Here is a 23,672-nt window from a genome sequence, read left to right as displayed (position 1 = left end):
AGGACAAGGACGCCAAGGGCAAGGGCAAGGGGTCGGTCGGCAAGACCCTGGCCACCCGCAAGGTGCGGGGCAACGTCTTCGTGACCGTGGTGACCGTGCGCTTCGACGTGCACGTGGACATCAGGGGCTGAGGAGAGCACGCCGGGGGCGCACCCGGTGCACACGAACCACCGGGCGTGCTTCCTGACGAACCGTCAGTTTCCCTCCACCACCTGCCGGATGCCCTACTTCCGCTTACGATCGGCCGAATGGTGCGTACGCGACACCATTCAGGTGATGTGCCGGGCCCGGCCCGGCGCGCCTTCCCGACCAGCGAGAGCAGGTTATGAGGCAGATACCGCAGCAGACGAGAGCACCCGTGCCGAAGAGGGCCGGGCGCCGGGCGGCCGGCCGGGCCGCAGCCCTGGTGGCCGCGTTCGCCACCGTGACCACGGCGACCACCGTGGCGGCGCCCCCGGCCTCACCGGCCGACGCGGACGGGTCCGTGACGGTCCGGGTGGTCCGGGCCGTCGACGACGACGGGACGTGGAGCCCGGCGCTGGAGCCGGGGCTGGCGGGGGTCACGGTCACCCTGACCGGGGCGGACGGGGCGGTGCGCACCGCCGTGACCACCGCCGACGGCACCGTGACGCTGACGCCGGAGGCCGGGAGCACCGGCGGCCGGTACCGGGTCGAGGTGGTCAACCCGAAGCCCGGCGTGCTCTTCCCGGCCTTCGCCTCCCGGACGGGGCTGACGGGGGCACCGACCGCGCTCAGCAGCAACGAGGAGTTCGTCGACCTCTCGGCCGGCCGGCAGGTCACCTTCACCACCGGCCTGTGGAACCCCGCCGACTACTGCCAGGCGAACGCGCCGCTGGCCACCGCCTGTCAGCCCGCCTCGCTCGAACCGGGCACCAGCCGCACCCTGCTGACCTTCCCGTACCGCTCGCGCGGGGTGAACAAGGACGTCACGAACGTCTCCACCGCCGCCACCACCGGGAACGTCTTCGGCATCGCCTGGAACCGCGAGGACCGGCGGCTGTTCAGCTCCGCCCACGCCAAGCGGAACACCGCCTACGGCCCGGGCGGGCCGGGCGCCGTGTACGTCACCGACCCGGTGACCAAGGCGACTTCGCTCTTCACCACCGTCCCCGACGCGGGCTCCACCACCCACACCGGCGCCGACGACCCGGGCTTCTTCGCCCCGGTCGGCCGGGAGAGCCTCGGCGGGCTCAAGCTCACCGAGGACGGCCGCGACCTGTACGTGGTCAACCTGGCCGACCGCAGGCTCTACCGGTACGACGCCACCGCGCCGGCCGCCACCGAACCCAAGGGCGTCTACCCGATCCCGGCGGCGGACTGCCCCTCGCCGGAGGACTGGCGCCCGTTCGGCCTCGGCGTGCAGGACGGCGTCGGCTACCTCGGCGGCGTCTGCTCCGGCGAGTCCACCCAGAAGATCGGCGATCTGCGGGCCGTGGTGCGGCAGTTCGACCCGGCGACGGGTGCCTTCGGCACGGTCGTGCTGGACCAGCCGCTGGACCACCGGGGCACCCCGACCGGCTGCGCGGGCTACTTCTGGTACCCGTGGACGGACACCCAGCCGACCACCGGCACCGGGCAGGTCTGCAACGTCCACCCCGAGCCCGAGCTCGGCGAGATCGGCTTCGAGACCGACGGCTCGATGCTGCTGGTCTTCCGCGACCGCTACGCCGACCAGGCCGCCGCGTTCCCCGCCGAGGGCGGGCCGCAGCCCCCCGGATTCGTCTCGGTGCTCGCCTCGGCCGACCTCAACAAGGCCTGCAGGTCCGGCACCTCGCCCGACGCCCGGTACGTGCTGGACGTCAACCTGGGCTGCGGCGCGACCGTCCGCAACAAGAACTTCTTCGACCAGCCCCGCCCCTACCCCTGGGGCCACCCGTACCCGGCCTTCGCGGGGCTGGCGCTCTCCAAGGTGGAGACCTCCGTCGCCACCTCCGGCTACGACGTCGCCAACAACATCGTCAGCGCGGGCACCATGTTCACCCTGCGCACCGGCGGTCCGGACCCGGGCTTCGGCCAGGAGCTGTCCGACGGCCGGTCGCGGTTCGGCAAGGGCGCCGCGATGGCCGACCTGGAGGTGCTCTGCGACCGGGCGCCGCTGCAGATCGGCAACCGGGTCTGGTACGACCCCGAGCGCTCCGGGCTCCAACTGCCGCAGCAGAAGCCGGTGGTGGGCGCGACGGTGAACCTCTACGACGCGGACGGCACGAAGGTCGGCAGCACCACGACCACCGCGCGCGGCGAGTACTACTTCGACGACACCAACGTCACCGGCGGGCTGAAGCCGAGGACCGCCTACACCATCCGCCTCGACAACCCCGCGGACTACGCCGTGGGCGGGCCGCTGCACCACTGGGTGCCGACGGCGGCGGACGTCGGCGACAACCGCCTGACCGACTCCGACGGCACCGTCCCGCCGGGCGGCACGTACGTCGAGCGGGCGCTCACCACAGACGGTCCCGGGCAGAACGACCACGGCTTCGACTTCGGGTTCCGGCGTCAGCTCGGCGCGCTGCGCCTGGTCAAGCAGGACCCGGACGGCAAGGTGCTGCCCGGTGCGGTGTTCCAGCTGTGGCGGGAGAGCAACGACACCGCAGGTCTGCAGACGGACGGCGGAAAGCCGGACACCAAGGTCGACGGCCCCTGCACCACCGGGGCGGACGGCACCTGCACCGGCCGGGCGGACCTGGGCGGTTACTACTGGCAGGAGCTCAGCCCGCCGCCGGGCTACCGGGCTCCCGACCAGCCGGTCCTCGGGCCCGTGGTGCTGGACGAGGAGCACCTGGACGCGGGCGTCACCACCACGGCGGTCAACACCCTGATCCCGCCGACCCCGACGCCCACGCCGACCCCGACCCCGACGCCTTCGGTGGAGGTCCCCGCGCCCGGTCCGACCACGACCCCGACCCCGCCACCGCCGGCCGTGCCGCAGCCCTCGGGGCCGCTGGCCAACACCGGCGGGGGCGGCAGCGCCCCGTACCTGGTCGCCGCGGGCGGCCTGCTGGTGGTGCTCGGCACGGTGGTCCTGCTGGTGCTCAGGAAGCGCCGCACCGGCTGACACCTCGTCAGACACCCGGAACACCGGGGCCCCGGGAGCTTCCCCGGGGCCCCGCCCTCCGCTGGAAAGGACGCCCCCGGATGCCGACCCACAAGAAGCGCCGCCGCACCGCCGTGGCCGCCGCCCTCGCGGCGGCACTGCTCGCCGCCGGCGGGGTGACGGCCTGGCGGATGACCGACCGTCAGGAGCAGAGCCGCCCGCTCAGCAGCGAGGAGGCCTCCCGGCTGGCGCTGGCCCGGTTCACCCTCTACGGCCACGGCCCCGTCCGGGTGGCCCTCACCGCCTCGGCGGGCGGCGGCCTGGTCACGGAGGTGCACGGCGTGATCGACTACCGCACCCGGCACGCGGCGGGCGGCTACCGGGTCCACGGACCGGCCGGCACCGTGGACGAGGGCCTGGTGGTCTGGGACACCGGCGGGCTGGGCCTGGCGAAGCCGTCCGCCGGTGCGACGGGCCCGGCCTGGGAGCAGGCCGAGCACCTGCCGCGCAGCGCTTGGGCCTCCCGGCCGTTCGGCACCGACCCGCTCGACGCGGGCCTCGACCTGCTGGCCCGACTGGGCGCGGACCGGCCCGACAACCCCCTGTTGCTCGCCCAGTCGGGCCCCCGCTGGTTGGGCCGGGACCGGATCGACGGCCGCGCCCACGACCGGATCTCCGGCCCCCGCCCGCGCGGCGCCGCCGACCGCGACACGGCCGCCTCCCCGCTCACCTACTGGATCGACGCCGACGGCGGCCTGCGGCGGGTCACCATGCGGATCACCGGGCTCGCCACGCCCACCGTCCTGGACCTGGAGGGGCCGCAGCCGGACGCCCGGCTGCCGCAGGCCCCCTGGGCGACGGTCGGCTGACGTGCGGTCAGACGCCCGTCGGCAGCGGGTAGGCGGCCGGGTCGACCGGGCCGGGGAGGGCGACGGCCGGGACGGCAGGGGCGTTCGGGTCGGGCAGCGAGGGCTGGGCGGGCGGCGCGGGGACTTCGTTGAACGGCGTGCCGGGCGGGGCCTGGACGGCCGCCGCGCGGCCCCTGGGCACCGGGGCGGAGCCGTTCACCCCGCAGGGTGCCACCTGCTCCAGCCCCGGCGGGCTCTGGCTGACCGGCCCGTTGCCGGTGAAGCAGTTGCTCGGCGCGGCCGCCGCCCCGACCAGGTCCACCCCGTTGCCGGTGACCCGGTTGGCGGTGACGCGGTTGCCGCTGGCCGGGTGCCCGGGCGGGTCGGTGACCACCACGCCCGCCGACCGGTTGCCCGTCACCAGGTTGCGCTCCACCCGGTTGTCGACGCCGCCGCCGATCCCGATGCCGATGCCGAACCCGCCGTCGGCCTGCTGCGGCGAGTCCGCCGCGTTGTTGTCGGCCACCACGTTGCCCGCGATCACCGCGCCGTGCTGGGGGGCCAGCGACTCCAGGTCGTTGGAGTTGACGGTCACTCCGACCCGGTTGCCCACCGCCCGGTTGCCCACCACGGTGAGGTTCTCCGAGGCGTTGGTGATCTCGATGCCGACGGCGTTGCGCTCCACCGTGTTCCCCCGCACCAGGGTGTCGCAGGGCCGGCACTGGCCGACGTAGATCCCCGAGTCGGCCATCCCCGAGGCGTACGAGTCCTCGATGATCCCGCCGCGCGCGTCGAAGGCGTAGATGCCGTAGAGCGCGTTCCCGTACGAGGTGACCCTGGTCGCCCGGAAACCCTCCACCGGGGGGGAAGCGGGTGGTGTCCAGCGGGTCGTAGGCCGAGCCGCCAGCGCCGTGCCGCTGGAGCTTCTCGTCGGTGACGCCGGTGAACAGCACCCCGTTGGCGAGGTAGCCGCGCACCGTCAGGTTCTCCACCACCGTGCCCGCGCCGGTCGCGGTGATCCCGTTGACCAGCTTGAGTCCGCCGTCGAACACCACCGCGTTGCGGTCCGTGCCCCGCAGCACCACCCGGGGCCGGGTGATCCGCACGCTCTCCCGGTAGGTGCCGGGCGAGACCAGCACCAGGTCGCCGGGCACCGCCACGTCCACCGCCCGCTGCACCGTCGGCAGATCGGCCGGCACCCGGATCACCGCCCCCGCCGGGTGGCGGTCCGCGGAGTCCTCGCCCCCGCCGCCCGCCGAGCAGCCGGCCGCCGCCAGCAGGACCGGCACCGCCAGGCAGACGGCGGCCTGACGGATCATCACCTTCACGGAACCACGGAGGAATTGCATGGATCGTGTTCTACCGTCCGGGACGGACGGCATGCACACCGAACGCCCGAACCCGGAGGGCGTGCCGACCACCGCACGCCCCTGCTTCGACCGGCGGACCCTGCTCACCGCGGCCCTCGCCACCGGGGTCGGGGCCGGGGCGGCGGGCGCGACCGCGTTCACCCGTTCGCCGCAACGCACTCCGGCCGGGCCACCGCCCGCACCGGGCTCCGTACCGTTCCACGGCGCCCGGCAGTCCGGGGTGACGCACGCTCAACTCCCTTCGGTGCGGCTGCTCGCCCTCGACCTGCCGGACGGCGCGGGCCGGGACGCGCTGCACGCCCTGCTGGCCTCGATCGGCGCGGTGCTGGCCTCGGCGGCGGACGGCTCCCTCGCCGACGCCCGCCTGGACGGCACGCCGCCGGTCACCTCCCTGGTGGCGCTCGGGCCCGGCCCGGCCACCCGGTTGCGGCTGAACGTCCCTCCGTCCCTGGCCGAGCTCCCCGCCTTCTCCGGTGACCGCCTCGAACCCGCCCGCAGCGGGGGCGACCTGCTGGTCCAGCTCGCCGCCGAACAGCCCTGGACCACCGCTGTGCTGACCGAGCACCTGGTCACCGCCGCCGCGCGGTGCGGCGCGGCCGTCCGCTGGAGCCAGGCCGGCTTCCTGCCGCCCGTCCCCGAGGGGCGGACACCGCGCAACCTCTTCGGCTTCAAGGACGGGACCGCCAACCCCGCCCCGGACGACCCCTCCCTCTGGGGCCTACCCGGGCCGCACGCGGACGGGACGGTCCTGGTCTACCGCCGGATCCGGATGGACACCGCCGCCTTCGCCGCCCTCCCGACGGAGCGTCAGGAGCTGGCCGTCGGGCGCCGGGCCGACACCGGCGCCCCGCTCACCGGGAACGCCGAGCACGACACCCCCGACGTCTACGCCAAGCACCCCGACGGCTCCTACGTCCTCCCCGCCGACGCCCACGTCCGCCTGAGCAACCCCCGGCTCGACGGCGGCGCCCGGATGCTGCGGCGCAGCTGGTCCTACGACGACGGCCCCGCCGACCGCGGCCTGCTGTTCTGCGCCTTCCTCCGCGACCCGGCCCTCTTCACCCGGGTCCAGACCCGCCTCGCCGAACACGACGCCCTCACCCCCTTCCTGACCCACACCGCCTCCGTCCTCGCCTGGGTCCTCCCCGGCGCCCCCGAGGGACGGCAGCTGGGCGCCGACCTCTAGGGGGCTGTCGCCTTGGTGGGATCGGGCGGTCGCCACCGGGGCACGCGTCCGCCTCGACCTCGCACCGGGAGCGTCAAGTCAAGCTCCCTGCGGAGGATTTGACGGGCCGTCAGGGTCATCCTCCGCAGGGCTCCGGCGCACCCCGCGCGGGGGAGGTGCGGCGGGCGTGGCGGGTGCGAGGGTGGTGGCCCGGTGCCGCAGGGGGGGCCGGGGAGAGGGGGCGTCATGGCCGGGTTGGGCGTACGGCTGGCAGCCGTCGCGTTGGCGGGGGCGAGCGTGTTGGCGGTGGCTCCGGTGGCCGCCGCCGAGGGGGCGGTGGCCGGGGCCGGGGAGGAGCGGCGGGCCCGGGTCGAGGGGCAGCAGGAGCTGCGGGAGTTGGTGGAACACGGCGGCATGACGGCCGCGCTCGCCGAGATCCGGGTCGGCCGCTCGCAGTGGCACGGCGCCGCCGGGGTGGCGGAGCTGGACGGCGGGCGGCCGGCCCGGGCGGACGGGTGGTTCCGGATCGGGAGCGTGACCAAGACCTTCGTGGCCACGGTCGTCCTCCAGCTGGCGGGCGAGGGCCGGCTGCGGCTCGACGACCCGGTGGAGCGCCACCTGCCCGGCGTCGTCCCGAACGGCGGCGCGATCACCGTCCGCCAGCTGCTCAACCACACCAGCGGCCTGTTCAACTTCACCGAGGACGACCGCTTCCTGGTGAACGACGAGGCCGAACTCCAGGACTTCGCCTACGGCGGCTGGCGCTACCGCGACTACCAGGCCCGCCAGTTGGTCGCGGTGGGCGTCGAGCACCCGCCGTACTTCGCCCCCGGCCAGGGCTGGCACTACTCCAACACCAACTACGTCCTCGCCGGGATGATCGTCCGGAAGGTCACCGGCCGCAGCTGGCAGCGCGAGGTGGAGCGCCGGATCGTGGAGCCCCTGCACCTGGAGCACACCGCGTTCCCGGGTTCGCAGACCGGCCTGGGCGGCCCGTACGCGCACGCCTACCTGGACATGCCCGCCGGCCCGGCCGACATCTCCCGGCTCAACCCGAGCGTGGTGGACGCGGCCGGGAACGGCATCTCCACCACCGCCGACCTGAACCGCTTCCACGCCGCGCTCTTCGGCGGGAAGCTGCTGCGCCCGGCCGAGATGGCGGCGCTGACCGCCACCGTCCCGACCAACACCCCGAACGGGACGTACGGGCTCGGGGTGCTGCGGATCGACCTCGGCCCAGGGTGCGAACCGGCCTGGGGCCACGACGGCGGGCTGCCCGGCTGGAGCACGCTGCTGCTCGGCAGCCGGGACGGGAAGCGGCAGTTCGCCCTCTCCTACAACCCGTACGTGGGCAGGGACGACTCGGCGAGCGGCGGGCCGATCGGTTCGCTGATCGTCAAGACGCTCTGCGACCAGCCCGCACCGCGCGCGCTGGCCCCGTGGTCACTCCCCCGCACCGGGCCCGACCTGCGGGTCGGGAAGGCCTAGGCCCTCCACCGCACCCGTGGCCGTGGCCAGGGCGAGGTGGTCGTGGAAGTCCCGGCTGTGCACGATCAGCCCGTCCCGCACCCGGAGCACCTGGACGTTGGCGACCGTGAACTCCCGCCCGGTGGGCCGGTGGTGGACCAGGTAGTCCCACTCCGCCACCACCACCTCGGGGTCGTCGGTCCGGCGCACCACCACCTCGGTGGCGGTCAGCCGGACCGGCGTGGCCGCGCCGACCAGGGCGAACCGCTCGGCCAGGGCCCGGCGGCCCTCGATCCGGCGCGGGCCGACCGGCTGGAAGGGCGTCTCGACCACCGCGTCCTCGGCGTAGAGGGCGGCGAGGTCGCCGTAGCGCTCCTCGCCGATCGTCTCGACCAGCCGGTGGAAGACGGCGCTCGGTGACAGGGTTTCGGGCATGGTCAACCCCCGTGGGTTCGGCCGCTAGAATCGGACCAGCGACTCCGCTTAGAACGATACGGACTGGCGACTCCGCTTGTCCAGGCTTTCCCGCCCCCGGCGGGCGAGAGGTGTGGTGCAGGGTGACCGACCGTCAGGACCGCCAGGACCGCCCGCTGCGCGCGGACGCCGCCCGCAACCGCGCCCGGCTGCTCGACGTCGCCACGGAGGTCTTCACCACCCGCGGCACCGCCGTGCCCACCGAGGAGATCGCCCGGGCCGCCGGGGTCGGGGTCGGCACCCTGTTCCGGCACTTCCCGACCAAGGAGGCCCTGCTGGAGGCGGTGATGGTCGGCCGCCTGGAGGCGGTCGCCGCCCGGGTCGCCGAACTCGCCGACGAGGACGACCCGGCCACCGCCTTCTTCGACTGCGTCCGGCTGCTGGTCGAGAGCTCGGTCGGCAAGGGCGAGTTCACCCGGGCCCTGGCTGCGGCCGGGGTGGACGCCCACACCGCGCTCCGCGGACCGAGCGAGGCGATCCTGGGCCGGCTCACCGCTCTCCTGGAGGACGCGCAGCGCGCCGGTGCCGTCCGCCCCGCCCTGGCGATGCCGGAGCTGATCGCCCTGCTGGTCGCGGCCGGCGGAGCGGTGGAGCAGCTCGCCGCCGATCCCGGAGCCCGCGACCGCGTCCTCGCGGTCATCACCGACGGCCTGCGCCCGCCGCGCTGACCCGCCCTCAGGAGGCCGTGGCGAACAGGGTCCACGGCTCCGGGCGGGCGAGCGACAGCCGCGGCTTGGCCTCGGCCCAGTGCCGCACGGCGGTGGCCATCACACCGGCCGGGTCGGCGACGGGGTGGGTCGGGGCGAAGGGTTCGGTCATCGCGGTGTAGCTCTGGAACATCGCGAGCAGCTTCACGGCCTGGGCCTGGAACGGCGAGAGGTGACGGTCCGCCAGCGGCAGGAAGAAGCGGTCCCAGCGCTCCACCGGGACCAGCGGCGGCCGGGCGATCGGGGGCACGCCGTGGGCGGCTCGGCAGGAGTTGAGCGTCCCGCAGATGACGTCCAGCAGCTCCGAGAGCGTCAGGCAGGCGTGCCCCGCCGCGATCACCTCGGTGCGCGGGGCCGCGGGCGGCGCGGCCAGTGCGGCGGCGGCGATCACCTCGGCGACCTGGTCGACGGGGCTGATCTCGGCGTAGCCGCCCGGGTCGCCGACCACCACGGCGGCCAGGCCGGAGACCAGGGCCTGCAGGATGGTGTACGGGCCGGAGAAGCGGGCGATCCGCCCGTCGCCGCTGCGGCCGACCACCAGCGGCGGGCGGACCACGGTGAGCGGCCCGGGGTGCTCCTCCCGGACCAGCTCCTCGCAGCGGGCCTTGGACCACTCGTAGCCGTTGCGGTAGCCCTCGAACTCGGCGCCGCGCAGGTCCCGCGCGTTGCGGGTGCCGCCGACGTAGGCGGTCGAGACCTGCACCAGGTGGGTGTCCCGGTCGGCCAGGGCCAGCACGGCGCGCAGCGGTTCGAGGTTGGCGGCGACCGCCTCCGGGCGGCTCAGGGTCCAGCGGGTGGTGGCAGCGGCGTGCACGATGACGTCCCAGTGGCCGGCCAGGTCGGCGGGCGGCGGCTCGGCGCCGATCCGCCAGGTGAGCGGGGCCTCGGGGGTGGCCCGGCGGGCCACCGGGACCACGGTGTGGCCGGTGGCCCGCAGCAGGCCCAGGGCCTCGGTGCCGACCACTCCGGTCGCGCCGGTCAGCAGGATTCGCATGGCATCGTCCCAGCGTAGGAGGGGAGGTGACGGCGGGTCAGGCGGGGGTGAGCACCAGCGAGGCGTTCTGGCCGCCGAAGCCGAAGGAGTTGGAGAGCACCGGCCGCCCGGGCGGGATGCGGCGCGGCGCCGAACGGACCAGGTCGACCAGCGCGGCCTCGGGGCTGCTGCGCAGGTTGGCGATCGGCGGCACCTCGCCCCGGGCGGCGCAGAGCAGTCCGAGGGCGGCCTCCAGGGCGCCGGAGCCGCCGATCAGGTGGCCCGTCACGCCCTTCATGGCGGTGACCGGGAGCGTCCCGGCGCCGAAGACCCGCTCGATCGCCCGCGCCTCGGCACGGTCGTTGAGCACCGTCGAGGTGCCGTGGGCGTTGACGTGGCCGATGTCGGCCGGTGCCAGCCCGGCGTCGGCGACGGCCCGCCGCATGCAGCGGGCGGCCGTCCCGCCGTCCTCGATCGGGGCGACGATGTGGAAGGCGTCGCAGTTGTCCGCGTACCCGGCCACCTCGCCCAGGACCGTGGCGCCCCGGGCCAGCGCCGACTCCCAGCGCTCCAGCACCAGCACGGCGGCGCCCTCGGCCATCACGAAGCCGTCCCGGTCGGTGTCGAACGGGCGGCTGGCCAGGCCGGGTTCGCCGTTGCGCGCCGACATCGCGCGCATCTTCGCGAACGCGCCGACGATCACCGTGGTGACCGGGGCGTCCACGCCGCCGGCCAGCGCCGCGTCCAGCTCGCCGTGCCGGATCCGGCGGGCCGCCTCGCCGATCGCGGTGGTGCCGCTGGCGCAGGCCGAGGAGTAGGTGGTGCAGGAGCCCTGGTACCCGTAGCGCAGGGCGAGCCGGCTGGCGGCCGAGTTGGCCATGGTGCGCGGCACGGTGTGGACGGGGAGGTCGCCTGGGCTGTCCCAGTGGTCGGTGGTGACCTGCTCCATGCTGGCCAGGCCGCCCATGCCGGTGCCGATCTGCACCCCGACCCGCTCGGGCGACAGCCCGCCGCAGTCGGCGAACCCGGCGGAGGCGACGGCGTCGGAGGCGGCGCAGAGCAGCAGGGTGGCGGCCCGGTCGATCTGCCGCAGCTCCCGGCGGGTCAGGTAGGACTCCACGTCGAACGGCGGGACCAGGCAGGCGATCCGCACCGAGACGCCGCGCGCCGTGAGGAGTTCGCTGACGGAGGCGGTGGGGCGGGCCTTGAGCACCGTCTCGTACGCCTCCTGCACCTCGTTGCCCGCCGGGGTCTTCACGCCGATCCCGGTGACCGCCACCCGGTGACCGCCGTCCGGCCGCCGGGCTCCCCGACGCGCCGTCACCGGGCCTCCGCCGTGCGGAGGGTGAGCAGGTCGATGGCCTGGCCGACGTCCTCGGCCCGGGTCAGGTCCTCGACCTCGATCCGCAGGGCCAGGGTGCGTTCCAGCCGGGAGCCGATCTCCATCAGCTCCAGGCTGTCGATGCCGTAGTCGGCCAGCAGGCTGGTGTGCTCCTGCACCTCCTCGACCTCCGTGCCGAGCACATCGGAGATGGTCGTCCTGACCACCAGGGCCAGTTCCTCGCGCGTGGGCATGTCCGTCCTTCGTCGAGCCGGAGCGATCATCGGGTGGTCACCGCCGTCAGGGCGGCGTCCAGGAGGCCGAGCCCTTCGGCCAGTTCGGCCTCGGTGGCCACCAGCGGCGGTAGCAGCCGGATGGTGGTCGGGCGGCCCAGGCAGGGCGAGACCAGCAGGCCGCGGGCGGCCAGTTCGAGCACCATCGCGCCCGCGCGGGCGGGCGTGTCGAGGTCGACCCCGCGCAGCAGCCCCAGGCCCCGCACCTCGCGCACCGCCTCGGGATGGCGGGCGCGCAGCCGGGCGAGCCCGTCGTCCAGCCGGGCGGAGAGGGTCCGGCCGTGCCCGGCCAGACGCTCCGTCAGCTCCAGGGCGGGCGGCAGGGCCGCGCAGCTCAGCGGGTGGCCGCCGAAGGTCGCCGAGTGCAGGAAGGGGTCGGCGTCCAGCGGCGCGTACAGCCGCTCGGAGCAGACCAGGGCGGAGAGCGGGACGACTCCGCCGCCGAGCGGCTTGCCCAGCAGCACGCCGTCCACGGGCAGGCCGAGGGCCAGGGCGAGCGAGGGTTCGCCGCAGCGGCGCAGTCCGCACTGGATCTCGTCGGCGATCACCATCGCGCCGTGCTCCACCGCCGCCGCGCACCAGGTGCGCAGCACCTCCGGCGGGAGCGGGACGGCGCCGTTCTCCCCCTGGACCGGTTCGAAGACCAGGGCGGCCACCGGCCCGGCGGCCAGCTCCCGGGCCAGGGCCTGCGGGTCGTCCGGGTCCAGGTGGGCGACCTCGACCGCGCAGCCGCGCAGGCCGACCCGGTAGAGCGGACTGTGCGTCAGGGCCAGGGCGCCGAGCGACTTCCCGTGGAAGCCGCCGCGCACCGCGAGCACCCGGTCGCGGCCGGTGGACAGCCGGGCGAGCTTGACGGCGACCTCGACCGCGTCGGAGCCGTTCAGCCCGAAGTGCACCTTGGGCAGGGCGCCGCCGAGGTGGGCGGCGAGCAGCCCGGCGGCGCGGGCGGCCACCGGGTTGGCCAGGCTGCGGGTCGCGGTGGGCATGGTGTCCAGCTGGCGGCGGACGGCGGCCAGCACCTCGGGGTGGCGGTGGCCGAGCAGGGTGACGGCGTAGGAGCCGAAGTCCAGTACCCGGCGCCCGTCGGAGAGGGTGACCCGGGCCCCCTCGGCGGCCGCCTCCACGGCGCCGCGGCCGGCGAAGCTGCCGGTGAGGGCGAGCTTGGCGGACAGGTGGCGGCGCAGCTGGTCGAAGACCTCCGTCGCGGGCGCGGTGGTCATGCGCCCACCGCGACGGCCGGGACGAGGCGGGTGCGCAGGGCGGCGATCATCTGCTCGGCGTTCTCCCGCAGGGCCTCGGCCGCGATCGGGTTGAGCATCTCGGCGAGCAGCGGGATGCCGATGTCGAACTCGGCGGCGAGTGCCACCAGGCTGCCGCCCTCGCCGTCCTCCCGGACGGCCCAGTGGCCGCGGAACTCGCCGAGGTCGCCGGTGAGTTGACGGAAGTCGAAGCGCCGGGCGGCCGGGTCGACCACCTCGGCCTCGGTCCAGCGCAGCACCGAGCCCTCCAGCCGCACCGACCAGGCGGTGGTGCGGTGGTGCTCGTCGCCCTGCTCGACCACCACCACCTCGTCGACGCTCTCCATGCAGTGCTGGTACGACTCCACGTCGACCACCGCCGCCCAGACCGCGTCCGGCGGTGCGGCGATCGGCAGTTCGACCTCAACGTGCGGCACGGGGGAACCTCTCGGGATCGGGGACGGGGGTGTGGCCGGCGGCGTGCGGGCCGAGGGCCCGGGCCCGCGCGGCCGTCAGGGCCGGGGGCAGCGCCCGGCGCAGCAGGGTCCGCCGCAGCGGGCGCAGGTGGGTCATCGCGGACCACAGCTCGACCAGCTCGCAGCCGAGTTCGAGCTTGGGCTGGTACGCGGTCTGGGCGAACCGGATGTGGGTGCACCCGGCGTCCAGGGCCAGCCGGATCGCGGCGTGGTGCACCGCGTGGTAGAGCCCGGCCTGGTGGGCGATCCGGTAGTCCAGGCCGATCCGGGCGCCGGTGGCGCCCGTACCGGCGAACAGGCAGAGCAGGAAGGCGACCAGCCGGTCCCCCTCGAAGCAGGCGACCAGCCGCCGCCCGGCCGGCGCCGCGCCGTGGACGGCGGCCAGGAAGGCCCCGTCCAGCACGTCCAGCCGCTGGTCGGCCCGGGCCATCACCTGCCGGTAGAGCCCGAGCATCTGCGGCAGCAGGTGGGCGAAGTCGGTCAGCACCTCGGTCCGCAGGCCGGGCCAGGCGGCGGCGCGGCGCAGTTTGCTGCGGGCATTGCGCCGCGCCTTGGCGGGCAGCCGGGCCAGGTAGTCCTCGAACCCCCCGGGGCCGAGGCGCAGTTCGGTGTCGGGGAGGGCGGGGACCGGGAAGAACCCGGCGGCCTCCAGAGCGGGCCGCAGCCCGGCCAGTTCGGCGGGGGCGAAGTCCTTGAACACCACCGTGCCGAGGCGCTCGCGCCGGGCCAGTGCCAGCGCCCCGGCGACCAGCGCGTCCAGGGCCGCCGGCGGGAGGCGGCGGTCCGTCAGCAGGTGCCCCTGGCCCAGCAGGTGGCCGCAGAACAGCATCGGCGCCCGGAGCAGGCCCGGCAGGGCCCGCCGGACGGGGGCCAGGCGGCGCCGGTCCTCGGCCCCGACCACCTCGTCCAGCCGTAGTCCCGGGAAGAGCGCGACCGGCAGCACCGCGAGCGCCTCCCCCTCGCCGGGGGCGTCCTGACGGAGCACCAGGTGGGCGTAGCCGTCGGGGCCGATCGCGCCCGCCTCCATCGCGCGCAGCACCGGGCGTGACCAGACCGGGTCGTCCGGCGGTGCCAGGCGCTCCCAGAGTCCGGGCGGGAGCGCGTCGACGCCGCGCGCCACCTCGACCCGGTAGCCGGGGGCGGCCGTCACCCCGGTCATCCGATCCGCAGCGGACGGCCGCCGAGGTACTCGCGCAGCGGCCCGGCCATCCGCGCCCGGGCGGGCGGGTGGAAGCCGAGCGCCCCGGCCGCCGCGGCCAGGTAGCCGCCGTCGCCCGAGCCGACGAAGGCCATGCCGCCGAGGGCGGACAGGCAGCCGCGGGTGGTGCGGGCGATGGCGTCCTCGGCGGCGTAACGGGCCGTCAGGGCGGACACCAGCAGCCCGTCGTCCCAGGGCTGGTCCTCGTCGTCCAGGGCGCGGGCGACCGCCTCCACCGCGAGCATCGCGGCCTCCACCTCCACCAGGTGGATGGCCGGGTCCTCGGGCGGGCCGCCCGGCTTGGTCAGCACCCGCTCCACCAGGGCGGAGGCCACGCCGAGGTAGCCGGCCGTCAACAGCAGCTCGAACCAGAGGAAGCCCGCCGTGTTGAGGTCGTCCGGCACCGCGTCCGCGGTGACCTCGGTGAGCAGCACCTGCCCGCGGTCCAGCTCGACCTCGGTGAGCACCACCTGCTCGCTCTCCGCCCCGGCCAGCACCGGGTTGCGCCAGAACGGGCGGACCTCGACGCCCGGGCTCCCGGCGGGGACCAGGGCGACGGCGAGGCGCTCGACGCCGTCCTCGTCGGCCAGCAGCACCGAGGCGGTCAGCAGGTCCATCGAACGGGCCAGGCTGCAGGGCATCTTGCTGCCGTTGAGCACCACCTTCCCGCCGCGCAGCTGCGCGGTGATGTGGGGCTTGAGGATGTTCTGGCCGGCCCGGCCCTCCGCGAAGCCGGAGGCCAGCAGCAGGCCGTCGGCGGCGACCGAGGCGAGCAGCTGCTCCTCGGCGCCGCCGGGCGCGGCGGAGCGGACCAGGCCCGCCACCGAGAAGTGGTGCATGGTGGTGGCCACCGCCAGCGAGGGGCACCGGGAGCCGACCGCGCGTTGGACGCGCACCGCCTCCAGGGCGCTCGCCCCCTTGCCGCCCAGGGCGCGGGGCACCAGCAGGCCGGGGCCGCCGGCCGCGCGGAACGCGCCGATGGCCGGGCTCGGCGCGCTCTCCAGGCGCTCCAGGGGCTGGGCCGCCAGGGCGACGTCCAGACCGGGAAGGTGGGCTTGGAGGGCGGCGCGTTCGCGCTGCAGGAAGTACACGGGTGGGCTCCTCCGGAAGCGGAGTTCGGATCGAAGGGGGGTCAGGTGGCCAGCGGCAGCCGGAGGAAGCCGCGCAGCCCGTCCCCGGTGCGGCGGACCGGCGATCCGGCCGGCTTCAGGCCGGGGAAGCGCTCCAGCAGTTGGCGCAGCAGGGCGGCGCCCTCCAGGCGGGCCAGGGCGGCCCCCACGCAGTAGTGCGCGCCGGCGCTGAAGCTCAGCACCCGGCCGTCGGTCCGCTCGACCCGGAAGGCGTCCGGGTCGGTGAAGCAGGCCGGGTCGCGGTGCGCGGCGGCCATCACGGTGATGACGCTGGCGCCGGCCGGGACGCTCACCCCGCCGAGCTCGGTGGCGCGGGTGGCGATCCGCTCGGTCATCGGGACGGGCCCGTCCCAGCGCAGCGACTCCTCCAGCGCGGCCGGCACCAGCTCGGGGCGGCGGCGCAGCAGCTCCCACTGCTCCGGGTGGGCGAGCAGGGCGTGCACCGCCTGGCCGAGCATGCCGACGGTGGTCTCGAACCCGGCGGCGAACACCAGGACCAGCACGTCCACCAGTTCACGCTCCGTCAGCCCGCCGCCGTCCGGAGGCTGCGCCGCCAGCGCGGAGGCGAGGTCCTCGGTGGGGCGGGCGCGGCGTTCGCGCAGCAGTCCGGTGAAGTACTCCCGCAGCCCGGTGACGCCGTGGTCGGCGCGGTCCCAGTCCTCGGGGGTGCGGACGGGTTCCAGCAGGCGGCAGGTGTCGTCGCCGAGCGCCCGCAGCCGCTCCCGGTCCCCGGGCGGCACGCCGATCAGCTCGCCGACGACCGCGACCGGCAGCGGAGCCGCGACCAGTTCGTGGAAGTCGGCGGCCGTGCCGTCGGCGGCCGCGGCGAAGCGGTCGAGCGCCTCGGCGCAGAGTTCCTCGACCCCGGCCGCCAGGGCCGCGACCCGGCGGACGCTCAGTTCGCGCACCACCAGCCGGCGCAGCCGGTCGTGGGCGGCGTGGTCGGTGGCCAGCATCGAGGAGTAGAAGAAGTCGGCGGAGGGGCGTCCGGCGCCGTCCGGGATCCGCCGCTCGCACCAGTCCCGGTCAGGGACCAGGAAGTCCGGGTCGGCCAGGACCGACCGGCAGTCGTCGAACGCCGTCAGGAAGTAGGAACCGACCGTCGGGCTGAAGCACACCGGCTCGGTCTCCCGCAGGCGGGCCAGGGCCGGATAGGGGTCCTCCCGGCCCTCGGGCGTGAACACCGACAGGAGGATGGTCTCCGCGTTCACCGGTCCGCCGCAGTCCAATCGATCGAGGGGCGGACCCCGGCCGTAGCGCTCCGGCCGGGGTCCGCCGACGGTGCGTGCGTCAGTGGGCGGTCGGGACGACCAGGACCGCGCCCGGCCAGAGGTCGAGGGTGTTGCCGACGTTGGAGTCGGCCGCGGTCACCGAGGTGACGTTGGCGTAGTTGGAGGAGACCCCGCCGTTGTCGGCCTTGGAGCCCTGGCCGATGCCGACGTTCCCGCTGCCGGACTGGCCGGTCGCGTTGCTCGCGAAGGCCGCGGTGGGGAGGACCGAGAGAGCGCATGCCGCAATGAAGGCGCCGAACGCCTTACCGAAAGTTCGCATGGGGCCGATCATGGCAAACGGAGCAGCGCCGGGGTCACGCCCCGTCCCTCGTTCAGCCGAACCGCGAACACCTTCGGGTGCGATGCCACCCGGTTGGCGCAGTGCACGCACGGCCCGTGCGGCGTAGCCGGGGTGACGCTCCGTCAGCCCGCGCGTTGGGCCCGGCATGACCTCCCTCCAGCGCCTCCTCGCGGTGCTCGGCACCGCCGCCCTCGCCCTCCCCCTCCTGAGCTCCCCGACCCAGGCCGCCCCGCAGCGCGGTGTGCACGCGAGCTCGGACTCCACCGTGGTCAGCCACAACGACGGCGGCCCGCGCACGGGCTGGCTGGTCGGTGCCCGGCACACCAACGCGGCCGAGTACCTGCTCGGTTGAGGAGGCCGGGACCATGACACAGCGTCGCGCGCGGACGGTCAGGATCGGCGAGGGCCCGGTGGTGCCCCGGCCCGCGGCGTGGTGGTCGCGGCGGCAACCGCCGCCCCCGCGGCCGGTGCCGCCGTCCGTCCCGGCCTCCCCGGGGTGGCGGGCCGTCAGGCTCGACCTGCCGCGCGCTGGGTGCGGCGGGCCAGCGAGTCGACCACCACGGCGGCCAGCAGCACCGCTCCGGTGATCATGAACTGGATCGCGTTGCTCAAGCCCTGGATGTTCATCCCGGACTGGATGGAACCGATCACCAGGGCGCCGAGCAGCGCCGACCAGGTCGAGCCGCGCCCGCCGAAGAGGCTGGTGCCGCCGATGACGGCCGCCGCGATGGCGTTCATCAGCAGGTTGCCGCCGCCCGAGGTCTGACTGGCCGACTGGATCTGCGCGGCCAGGAAGAGGCCGCCGACGGCCGCCATGGTCGAACAGATCGCGAAGACGCTGATCCGGATCCAGGCCACGTTGATGCCCGCCCGCCGGGCTCCCTCGATGTTGCCGCCGAGGGCGAAGACCTGGCGGCCGTAGGAGGTGCGGCGCAGGACGAAGTCCAGCACCACGATGAAGACCAGGAAGACCAGCAGGGCCAGCGGCAGGCCCTTGTACTGGTTGAGCGTGTAGGCGGCGAGGAAGGCGACCACCGCCAGCAGGGCGGTGCGCAGCGCGATGTCCGCGGCCGGCCGCGAGGGCACGCCGGCGCCGCGGCGGCGGCGGGCCTCCAGCAGCAAGGCGCCCAGGAACAGCAGCACGGCGACGGCCGCCGCCCCGTAGGCGGCGGCCTGTTGGCCGTAGATGGTGCTGTAGAGCCGGGAGACGATGTCGTTCCCGGAGAGGTTGACGGTGCCGCTGGCACCGAGGATCTGCAGCATCGCGCCGTTCCAGCCGAGGTTTCCGGCCAGGGTGACCACGAAGGCGGGGACCCCGACCTTGGCGAAGAACAGGCCCTGGACCACGCCGACCACGGTGCCGCCGGCGATGGCGACCAGCATCGCCACCCAGGCGTTGACCCCGTGGGTGACGTTCAGGACGGCGAAGATCGCCGCGCACAGGCCGCTGACCGAGCCGACCGACAGGTCGATCTCGCCCAGCAGCAGCACGAAGACCACCCCGATCGCGATCATCCCGGTGCCGACGATCTGCTGCGAGAGGTTGGAGAGGTTCTGGGCGGACAGGAAGCTGGAGTCCAGGCTGCCGAAGACGGCCCAGATCACCACCAGCGCCAGCACCACCGGCAGCGAGCCCAGCTCGCCGCTGTGCAGCCGCCGCCGGAACTCGCCCAGGTAGCCGCGCAGGCCCTCCTGACGCACGATCAGCCGGGGGTCGGTCGCGGGGGGTGGCGTTCGGTGCGACCGGGACGGGTGCGTTGACGCCGCCCTTGGGCATCCGGTCCTCGGGGAGCCGGCGGCGCTCACGGCCACCGCCGGGAGTCTGCCCGTTCATGGCGAGCCCTCCGTGCCACGGGCCTGCCGACGGGTCACCGCGTTGTCGGTGGCGCCGGTGATGGCCGAGATGATCTCTTCCCGGGTGGTCGAACGGCGGTCGAAGACACCGTTGTTGCGGCCCAGCCGCAGCACCGCCACGGTGTCCGCCACCGCCATCACGTCCGCCATGTTGTGGCTGATCAGCACCACGCCCAGGCCCTGCTCGCGCAGCCGCTCGACCAGGTCCAGCACCTGCGCGGTCTGCTCCACGCCGAGCGCGGCGGTCGGCTCGTCCAGCAGCACCACCTTCGGCGAGCCGATCAACGCCCGGGCGATGGCGACCACTTGGCGCTGGCCGCCGGAGAGCGAGGCGACCGGGATCCGCACGCTGGGGATCCGGATGGACAGGGTGTCCAGCAGCGCCCGGGAGCGCTGCTCCATGGCCACCTCGTCCAGGATCGTGAAGCGCCGCAGCTCGCGGCCGAGGAAGAGGTTGCCGACCACGTCGAGGTTGTCGCACAGCGCCAGGTCCTGGTACACGGTGGCGATGCCCAGGTGCTGGGCGTCCTGCGGCCGGTGGATGGCGACCGGGCGCCCCTGCCACTCGATCCGCCCGTGGTCCGGCTGGTGCACCCCGGCGATCGCCTTGACCAGCGTGGACTTCCCGGCCCCGTTGTCCCCGACCAGGGCCACCACCTCCCCCGCCCCGACCTCGAGCTCGATGTCGGTCAGCGCCTGCACGGCGCCGAACCGCTTGGAGACCTCGCGCAGGGCCAGTACGGTCTCGCCCGTCATGACGGCCCGTCCCCTACTGGAGGCCGGCTGCCTTGCAGGCGGCGGCGTAGTCGGGGGTGCAGATCTTGTCGACGGAGTAGAGGCCGTCCGCTACCACGGTGGTCTTGATGTTGTCCTTGGTCAGCACGACCGGGGTGATCAGGTCGGCCTTCACCTGGTTGCCGCTGCCGTTGGTGACCTGGACGGGCAGCAGCGCGGCATCCGGGGTCTTCCCCTGGGCGAAGTCGACGGCCAGCTGCGCGGCCTTGTCCGTCTCGGGCTTGAAGGGCTTGTAGATCGACATGGTCTGCGTGCCCGCCAGGATCCGCTGGACGGCGTCGAGTTGGGCGTCCTGGCCGGTCAGCGGCACGCTCAGGCCGGCCGCCTTGAGGGCGGTCGCTATGCCGGCGGCCATGCCGTCGTTGGCCGAGTAGACGCCGACCACGTTGGAGCCGCCGATCGCGGTGATCGCCGCGGCGGCCTCCTGGTTGGCGTTGTTCGGGTCCCAGTTGGGCGTGTCGTACTCCTTGCCGACCTTCAGCTTGCCGTCGATGGCGCTGTGCGCACCGGCCTTGAAGTCGGCGGCGTTCGGGTCGGTGGGCGAGCCGTTGATCATCACGATCGACCCGGCACCGGCCTTGTCCCCGACGGCCGTCACCAGGGCCTGGCCCTGCAGTTCGCCGACCTTGCGGTTGTCGAAGGAGACGTAGGCGTCCACCGGCCCCTGGGCCAGGCGGTCGTAGGCGATCACCTTCACGCCCGCGTCGTGCGCCTTCTGCACCGAGGACTGGATCGCCTTGGCGTCCACCGCGTCCAGGATCAGCACCTTGTCGCCCTTGGTCAGGGCGGTGTCCACCTGGGTCTGCTGGGTCGTCGCGTTCTCGTTGGCGTTGTAGTAGTCGATCTGGGCCTGCGGGGCCAGTTCCTTGATCTTCTGCTCGATCAGCGGCCGGTCGAACTGCTCGTACCGGGTGGTCTTGGTCTCCGGCAGCAGCAGCCCGATCTTGACCTGGCCGCCGCTCGCCGAGGAACCTCCTCCCCCGGTGGACTGCTTGGCCTCGCCGCAGGCACTCAGACCGAGACCGAGACCGAAGGTAACCACTGCCGCTGCCGCACCCGTGCGGCGGAGCCGACTGCTCATGACGGAGCCTCTTCACTTCGGGGCCGCCCCCACCACCCAGTGTCACCCCGTCCCGGCTACTCAGCGAAACCACCCTTGGGACGACGGCACCGTCCGCCGCCTCCCGTCACGCACGGTGATCCCCACCGTTCCGTTACCTGCCCGCCGGCCGGCGGCTACCGCGAGGCGGGCCCGGCCCCGGAGGCCCCCGGACACTGTGGCCCCGTCCGCTCAGGGCCGGAGCCGCCCCGCCAGCGGCAGGTGGTCGCTGGCGGTGGCGGGCAGGGTCCAGGTGTCGGCCGTAAGGCCCCTGGTCAGCACGTGGTCGATCCGGGCGACCGGGAAGGCGGCCGGCCAGGTGAAGCCGAACCCACCACGAGCCAGGGCCAGTTGACCGGTGAGCGGGGCGAGGGCGTGGTCGTCCGGGGCGGTGTTGAGGTCGCCGAGCACCACCACCCGCCGCACCGGCTCGGCCGCCACCTCCCGGGCCAGTGCCGCGATGTTGCCGTCGCGGTGGCCGGTGACGAAACCGGTGACGTGCGGCCGGACGGAGCTGAGGTGGGCCACGTACACCGCCACCGGCCCGAAGGGGGTGCGGACTTCGGCCCGGAGCGAGCGGTTCCAGCCCGGGGTCGTCACCAGCGCGTGGCCGGCCTCCGCGAAGGGCTGGGTCTTGATTCACAGCCCGCGGATCCGTGCGGAGCGGACGTGGTGCGGGAGCGCCGGCTGCGATAACCTCCTGGGGTACGCGGGCCAGGCACACCGCTCCGTGCACCTCCTCCCTCCAGCGCGCCAGGTCGGCCAGGTGCGGCCAGCAGGCGGCACGGGCGGACGGCGGCTGGATCCACGGTTGCCGATACGCTTCACGTCTCCCTTGTGGGCATGACCACCGTCAGGCGCCCTCACCGCCCGCCGCCGCCTTGACCGGCCGTCAGCAGCGCCCGTCACAATCACCGCCCACACCCACCGGAGCAGCCCCGCGGCGCAGGCCGCACCGCCGGAGCCCGCCGCACGCGTGGCACCCACCGAGCAGCACCAGTGCCCAACAGCACACCGCTCCACGCCGCAGCACGCTGCTCTCCCAGAGGGCTACGCGCAGCCGAGCCCGGGTATCGGCACCGTCCGGTCTGCCCGGTCAGCGCTCCAGCTTGCGCCCGGTCACTCACCCCCGAGCGCCGCCGGCAGCTGGCTCACCCCGCGCGAACCTGCGCCGGCCGTCACGCCCGCCGCGCGCGCCACAGTCACCCGCGCCGTACGTCCCGCCGCCCAGCGCTCCGGCACCCTGAGGACAACCCCACGCGGTCTTCTCCCGCGGCCACATCCGGGCGCGGGCACGCCCCGACCACGGGCCGCTCATTGGCGCGGTCCCGCAGCATCGCCGGTCAGGCCTGCCCCGCCGGGAACCCGCTTGGTGGTGAGACAGCATCGTAGTGCCAGACATGCGTCTTTCGAGTCGACCTGGCAGACGACACCGTACGGGGGCCGTACTGCGGCATCAGTACGCGGCGTCCGGTCGGCCGACGCGTCAACCGCCTTGCCGCCACGTGGGTGGAGGAGTCTGGCCTCCTTGCGTGTTGACCTGATACAGTCGCGGCCCGCGTCCAAGGCTCCCCGTGCTCCACCACGCGCGGTCCCTAGCCAGCCCCTGCTGGGTAGTCGCTGGCCTGTGCACGCGAGCAGCCCGCAGGGTATCGGGGACGCCCACCTCGATGCCCGTCTCACGGCGCCGGGCGTCGGTGGCCGCCCAGAACCCGCAGGCGGTCCAGCACAGTAGCGCCGTGGCCTCTCTCGTCCAGCCTCTCCCGACCGCCGCGGCACCACGTCGTCGAACGGGACTCAAACAGTTTTTCCCGTCCCCGAAGCACGGGTGCGAATCCTCCCGCCACCACGCCTGCTCTCGCCACGCCGCCTTGGACGACTTAATCTCGCCGCCGACTTCGGGCACCGCTCGATCCCCTCCCCACGGCGATCCCCCGTCTCCGTTCCCCGAAACCCGGACCCACCCACACCCGACCGGTGGCCAGCACCACCAGCGCCACGGCCCCCACCACAGCAACGCACCGCTGCCCCGTTCACCGCACCGACCCCCATCCCTCGCTATCCCCGTCCTCGTCCGTCGTCTTGCCCGAACAGCCATTGACGGGAGCCGGTGTTTACGAGGCACGTTACGCGCGCGGCCGCGATTACCGGAGTTTCGATTACGCCTTCCTCCCACCCGCAGTCACCCCCGCCCACGCCCTCCCCGACCGCCACCACGAACCCTCCAGCTGGCCGGCATACGTTTTACCGACTACGTCGATGGACGGTACAATGAGCCCGCAGAGACGTGAGCAGCGCAGACGGTGTATGAGGAACGGCACTGCGGAGTCCTGAGTGGCTCGAGGACGAGCTCTGCACCTCGCCGAGGCGGTCCAAAGCCGGGCATCTCTGCGGTGGAGGCACGATCGACGGCCGGACGTACACGTCGGCGACACGGCGCACGCCGCGTTTGGAACGGCTGCCGCCTGCAGCGCGTACCGACGTGGTCGCTCTCGACCGGGACAATCCCCCGGACACACCCACCGGGGACACCGGAGGTATAGCCGGACTCGTCGTGAGCGCGCCTCGCCAGCCGGGCGCTTGATGCTCACCGCAGCGCCGCTCGGCCACGGCGACACGTCGGCGGCCTTCGAGCTG

The 23,672-nt window shown here is 74.5% G+C and carries 22 protein-coding genes; 7 read left to right on the top strand and 15 right to left on the bottom strand.

Features of this window, described 5'->3' with window-relative positions:
* The first annotated feature begins 358 nt into the window (after positions 1 to 358).
* Both ABD946_RS28020 and ABD946_RS28015 read left to right on the top strand, forming a co-directional pair.
* Positions 359 to 3,076, top strand: coding sequence for an SdrD B-like domain-containing protein (locus ABD946_RS28020; protein WP_345288183.1), 2,718 nt, complete (start codon positions 359 to 361; stop codon positions 3,074 to 3,076).
* 80 nt (positions 3,077 to 3,156) lie between these two features.
* Entirely contained in the window at positions 3,157 to 3,924 is a 768-nt protein-coding gene (locus ABD946_RS28015) for a hypothetical protein (protein WP_345288181.1), read from the top strand.
* 7 nt (positions 3,925 to 3,931) lie between these two features.
* Here the strand turns inward: ABD946_RS28015 and ABD946_RS28010 are convergent, their stop codons facing one another.
* Positions 3,932 to 4,762, bottom strand: a complete 831-nt coding sequence (locus tag ABD946_RS28010; protein ID WP_345288179.1) for a right-handed parallel beta-helix repeat-containing protein — start codon at positions 4,760 to 4,762, stop codon at positions 3,932 to 3,934.
* A 260-nt stretch (positions 4,763 to 5,022) separates the two neighbouring features.
* On the opposite strand from ABD946_RS28010, the gene ABD946_RS28005 reads away from it, so the two are divergent.
* The 3 genes from ABD946_RS28005 (at position 5,023) to ABD946_RS27995 (ending at position 7,926) form a co-directional block, all read left to right on the top strand.
* Entirely contained in the window at positions 5,023 to 5,214 is a 192-nt protein-coding gene (locus ABD946_RS28005) for a hypothetical protein (RefSeq protein ID WP_345288177.1), read from the top strand.
* Between the two features lie 36 nt (positions 5,215 to 5,250).
* On the top strand, positions 5,251 to 6,459 hold the full coding sequence (locus ABD946_RS28000; protein WP_345288175.1) for a Dyp-type peroxidase: 1,209 nt from the start codon (positions 5,251 to 5,253) through the stop codon (positions 6,457 to 6,459).
* A 225-nt stretch (positions 6,460 to 6,684) separates the two neighbouring features.
* The gene (locus tag ABD946_RS27995; RefSeq protein WP_345288173.1) at positions 6,685 to 7,926 is read left to right on the top strand and encodes a serine hydrolase domain-containing protein; all 1,242 of its coding nucleotides are present in this window, start codon (positions 6,685 to 6,687) and stop codon (positions 7,924 to 7,926) included.
* On the opposite strand, the gene ABD946_RS27990 is transcribed toward ABD946_RS27995, so the two are convergent.
* Positions 7,882 to 8,340 carry a nuclear transport factor 2 family protein gene (locus ABD946_RS27990; RefSeq protein WP_345288171.1) on the bottom strand — a complete coding sequence of 153 codons (459 nt, stop codon included), beginning with the start codon at positions 8,338 to 8,340 and terminating at the stop codon, positions 7,882 to 7,884. The genes ABD946_RS27995 and ABD946_RS27990 overlap by 45 nt on opposite strands.
* Positions 8,341 to 8,462: 122 nt before the next feature.
* Here ABD946_RS27990 and ABD946_RS27985 point away from each other — a divergent pair, with 122 nt between their 5' ends.
* Positions 8,463 to 9,047 (top strand): TetR/AcrR family transcriptional regulator, encoded by a 585-nt coding sequence (locus ABD946_RS27985; RefSeq protein ID WP_345288169.1) that lies wholly within the window; start codon positions 8,463 to 8,465, stop codon positions 9,045 to 9,047.
* 7 nt (positions 9,048 to 9,054) lie between these two features.
* Here ABD946_RS27985 and ABD946_RS27980 read toward each other — a convergent pair whose 3' ends face one another.
* From ABD946_RS27980 to ABD946_RS27940, 9 genes are all read right to left on the bottom strand, one after another.
* Positions 9,055 to 10,080 (bottom strand): SDR family oxidoreductase, encoded by a 1,026-nt coding sequence (locus ABD946_RS27980; RefSeq protein ID WP_345288167.1) that lies wholly within the window; start codon positions 10,078 to 10,080, stop codon positions 9,055 to 9,057.
* A 37-nt stretch (positions 10,081 to 10,117) separates the two neighbouring features.
* Positions 10,118 to 11,383 carry a beta-ketoacyl-[acyl-carrier-protein] synthase family protein gene (locus ABD946_RS27975; RefSeq protein WP_345288166.1) on the bottom strand — a complete coding sequence of 422 codons (1,266 nt, stop codon included), beginning with the start codon at positions 11,381 to 11,383 and terminating at the stop codon, positions 10,118 to 10,120.
* Positions 11,380 to 11,634, bottom strand: a complete 255-nt coding sequence (locus ABD946_RS27970; protein WP_345288163.1) for an acyl carrier protein — start codon at positions 11,632 to 11,634, stop codon at positions 11,380 to 11,382. Before ABD946_RS27970 ends, ABD946_RS27975 begins: the two co-directional genes overlap by 4 nt.
* Before the next feature lie 26 nt (positions 11,635 to 11,660).
* A complete protein-coding gene (locus ABD946_RS27965) occupies positions 11,661 to 12,893 on the bottom strand; it encodes an aspartate aminotransferase family protein (protein ID WP_345288162.1) in 1,233 nt (410 codons plus the stop codon).
* Complete coding sequence (locus ABD946_RS27960; protein ID WP_345288160.1) at positions 12,890 to 13,348, bottom strand: type II toxin-antitoxin system RatA family toxin; 459 nt, start codon at positions 13,346 to 13,348, stop codon at positions 12,890 to 12,892. Before ABD946_RS27960 ends, ABD946_RS27965 begins: the two co-directional genes overlap by 4 nt.
* Positions 13,335 to 14,546 carry a GNAT family N-acetyltransferase gene (locus ABD946_RS27955; protein ID WP_345288158.1) on the bottom strand — a complete coding sequence of 404 codons (1,212 nt, stop codon included), beginning with the start codon at positions 14,544 to 14,546 and terminating at the stop codon, positions 13,335 to 13,337. The genes ABD946_RS27960 and ABD946_RS27955 overlap by 14 nt, the downstream gene beginning before the upstream one ends.
* Positions 14,543 to 15,676 (bottom strand): acyl-CoA dehydrogenase family protein, encoded by a 1,134-nt coding sequence (locus ABD946_RS27950; protein ID WP_345288157.1) that lies wholly within the window; start codon positions 15,674 to 15,676, stop codon positions 14,543 to 14,545. Before ABD946_RS27950 ends, ABD946_RS27955 begins: the two co-directional genes overlap by 4 nt.
* Before the next feature lie 41 nt (positions 15,677 to 15,717).
* Positions 15,718 to 16,899 (bottom strand): cytochrome P450, encoded by a 1,182-nt coding sequence (locus ABD946_RS27945; protein WP_345288155.1) that lies wholly within the window; start codon positions 16,897 to 16,899, stop codon positions 15,718 to 15,720.
* Positions 16,900 to 17,005: 106 nt separating this feature from the next.
* Positions 17,006 to 17,266 (bottom strand): hypothetical protein, encoded by a 261-nt coding sequence (locus ABD946_RS27940; RefSeq protein ID WP_345288153.1) that lies wholly within the window; start codon positions 17,264 to 17,266, stop codon positions 17,006 to 17,008.
* A gap of 166 nt (positions 17,267 to 17,432) precedes the next feature.
* On the opposite strand from ABD946_RS27940, the gene ABD946_RS27935 reads away from it, so the two are divergent.
* Positions 17,433 to 17,639, top strand: coding sequence for a hypothetical protein (locus tag ABD946_RS27935; protein ID WP_345288151.1), 207 nt, complete (start codon positions 17,433 to 17,435; stop codon positions 17,637 to 17,639).
* Between the two features lie 155 nt (positions 17,640 to 17,794).
* On the opposite strand, the gene ABD946_RS27930 is transcribed toward ABD946_RS27935, so the two are convergent.
* From ABD946_RS27930 to ABD946_RS27915, 4 genes are all read right to left on the bottom strand, one after another.
* Entirely contained in the window at positions 17,795 to 19,093 is a 1,299-nt protein-coding gene (locus tag ABD946_RS27930; protein ID WP_425558716.1) for a sugar ABC transporter permease, read from the bottom strand.
* Positions 19,094 to 19,117: 24 nt separating this feature from the next.
* Positions 19,118 to 19,897: an ATP-binding cassette domain-containing protein gene (locus ABD946_RS27925; protein ID WP_345288149.1), complete on the bottom strand. Its 780-nt coding sequence runs from the start codon at positions 19,895 to 19,897 to the stop codon at positions 19,118 to 19,120.
* Positions 19,898 to 19,910: 13 nt separating this feature from the next.
* Positions 19,911 to 21,017 carry a sugar ABC transporter substrate-binding protein gene (locus tag ABD946_RS27920; RefSeq protein WP_345288147.1) on the bottom strand — a complete coding sequence of 369 codons (1,107 nt, stop codon included), beginning with the start codon at positions 21,015 to 21,017 and terminating at the stop codon, positions 19,911 to 19,913.
* A gap of 210 nt (positions 21,018 to 21,227) precedes the next feature.
* Positions 21,228 to 21,635 (bottom strand): endonuclease/exonuclease/phosphatase family protein, encoded by a 408-nt coding sequence (locus tag ABD946_RS27915; RefSeq protein ID WP_345288145.1) that lies wholly within the window; start codon positions 21,633 to 21,635, stop codon positions 21,228 to 21,230.
* Positions 21,636 to 23,672: the final 2,037 nt, after the last annotated feature.

This window comes from Kitasatospora albolonga (assembly GCF_039535905.1).
GTDB lineage: Bacteria > Actinomycetota > Actinomycetes > Streptomycetales > Streptomycetaceae > Kitasatospora > Kitasatospora albolonga.
Note: the sequence above shows the minus strand (reverse complement) of the source record. Positions and strands in the feature narration are given on the sequence as shown.

What these genes read in the sequence shown, in the direction of transcription:
- ABD946_RS27955 (WP_345288158.1), bottom strand. Translation starts at nt 14,546, where the DNA reads ATGACCGGGGTGACGGCCGCCCCCGGCTACCGGGTCGAGGTGGCGCGC.
- ABD946_RS27965 (WP_345288162.1), bottom strand. Translation starts at nt 12,893, where the DNA reads ATGACCACCGCGCCCGCGACGGAGGTCTTCGACCAGCTGCGCCGCCAC.
- ABD946_RS27925 (WP_345288149.1), bottom strand. Translation starts at nt 19,897, where the DNA reads ATGACGGGCGAGACCGTACTGGCCCTGCGCGAGGTCTCCAAGCGGTTC.
- ABD946_RS27995 (WP_345288173.1), top strand. Translation starts at nt 6,685, where the DNA reads ATGGCCGGGTTGGGCGTACGGCTGGCAGCCGTCGCGTTGGCGGGGGCG.
- ABD946_RS27990 (WP_345288171.1), bottom strand. Translation starts at nt 8,340, where the DNA reads ATGCCCGAAACCCTGTCACCGAGCGCCGTCTTCCACCGGCTGGTCGAG.
- ABD946_RS28000 (WP_345288175.1), top strand. Translation starts at nt 5,251, where the DNA reads ATGGATCGTGTTCTACCGTCCGGGACGGACGGCATGCACACCGAACGC.
- ABD946_RS27935 (WP_345288151.1), top strand. Translation starts at nt 17,433, where the DNA reads ATGACCTCCCTCCAGCGCCTCCTCGCGGTGCTCGGCACCGCCGCCCTC.
- ABD946_RS27940 (WP_345288153.1), bottom strand. Translation starts at nt 17,266, where the DNA reads ATGCGAACTTTCGGTAAGGCGTTCGGCGCCTTCATTGCGGCATGCGCT.
- ABD946_RS28015 (WP_345288181.1), top strand. Translation starts at nt 3,157, where the DNA reads ATGCCGACCCACAAGAAGCGCCGCCGCACCGCCGTGGCCGCCGCCCTC.
- ABD946_RS27970 (WP_345288163.1), bottom strand. Translation starts at nt 11,634, where the DNA reads ATGCCCACGCGCGAGGAACTGGCCCTGGTGGTCAGGACGACCATCTCC.
- ABD946_RS27920 (WP_345288147.1), bottom strand. Translation starts at nt 21,017, where the DNA reads ATGAGCAGTCGGCTCCGCCGCACGGGTGCGGCAGCGGCAGTGGTTACC.
- ABD946_RS27980 (WP_345288167.1), bottom strand. Translation starts at nt 10,080, where the DNA reads ATGCGAATCCTGCTGACCGGCGCGACCGGAGTGGTCGGCACCGAGGCC.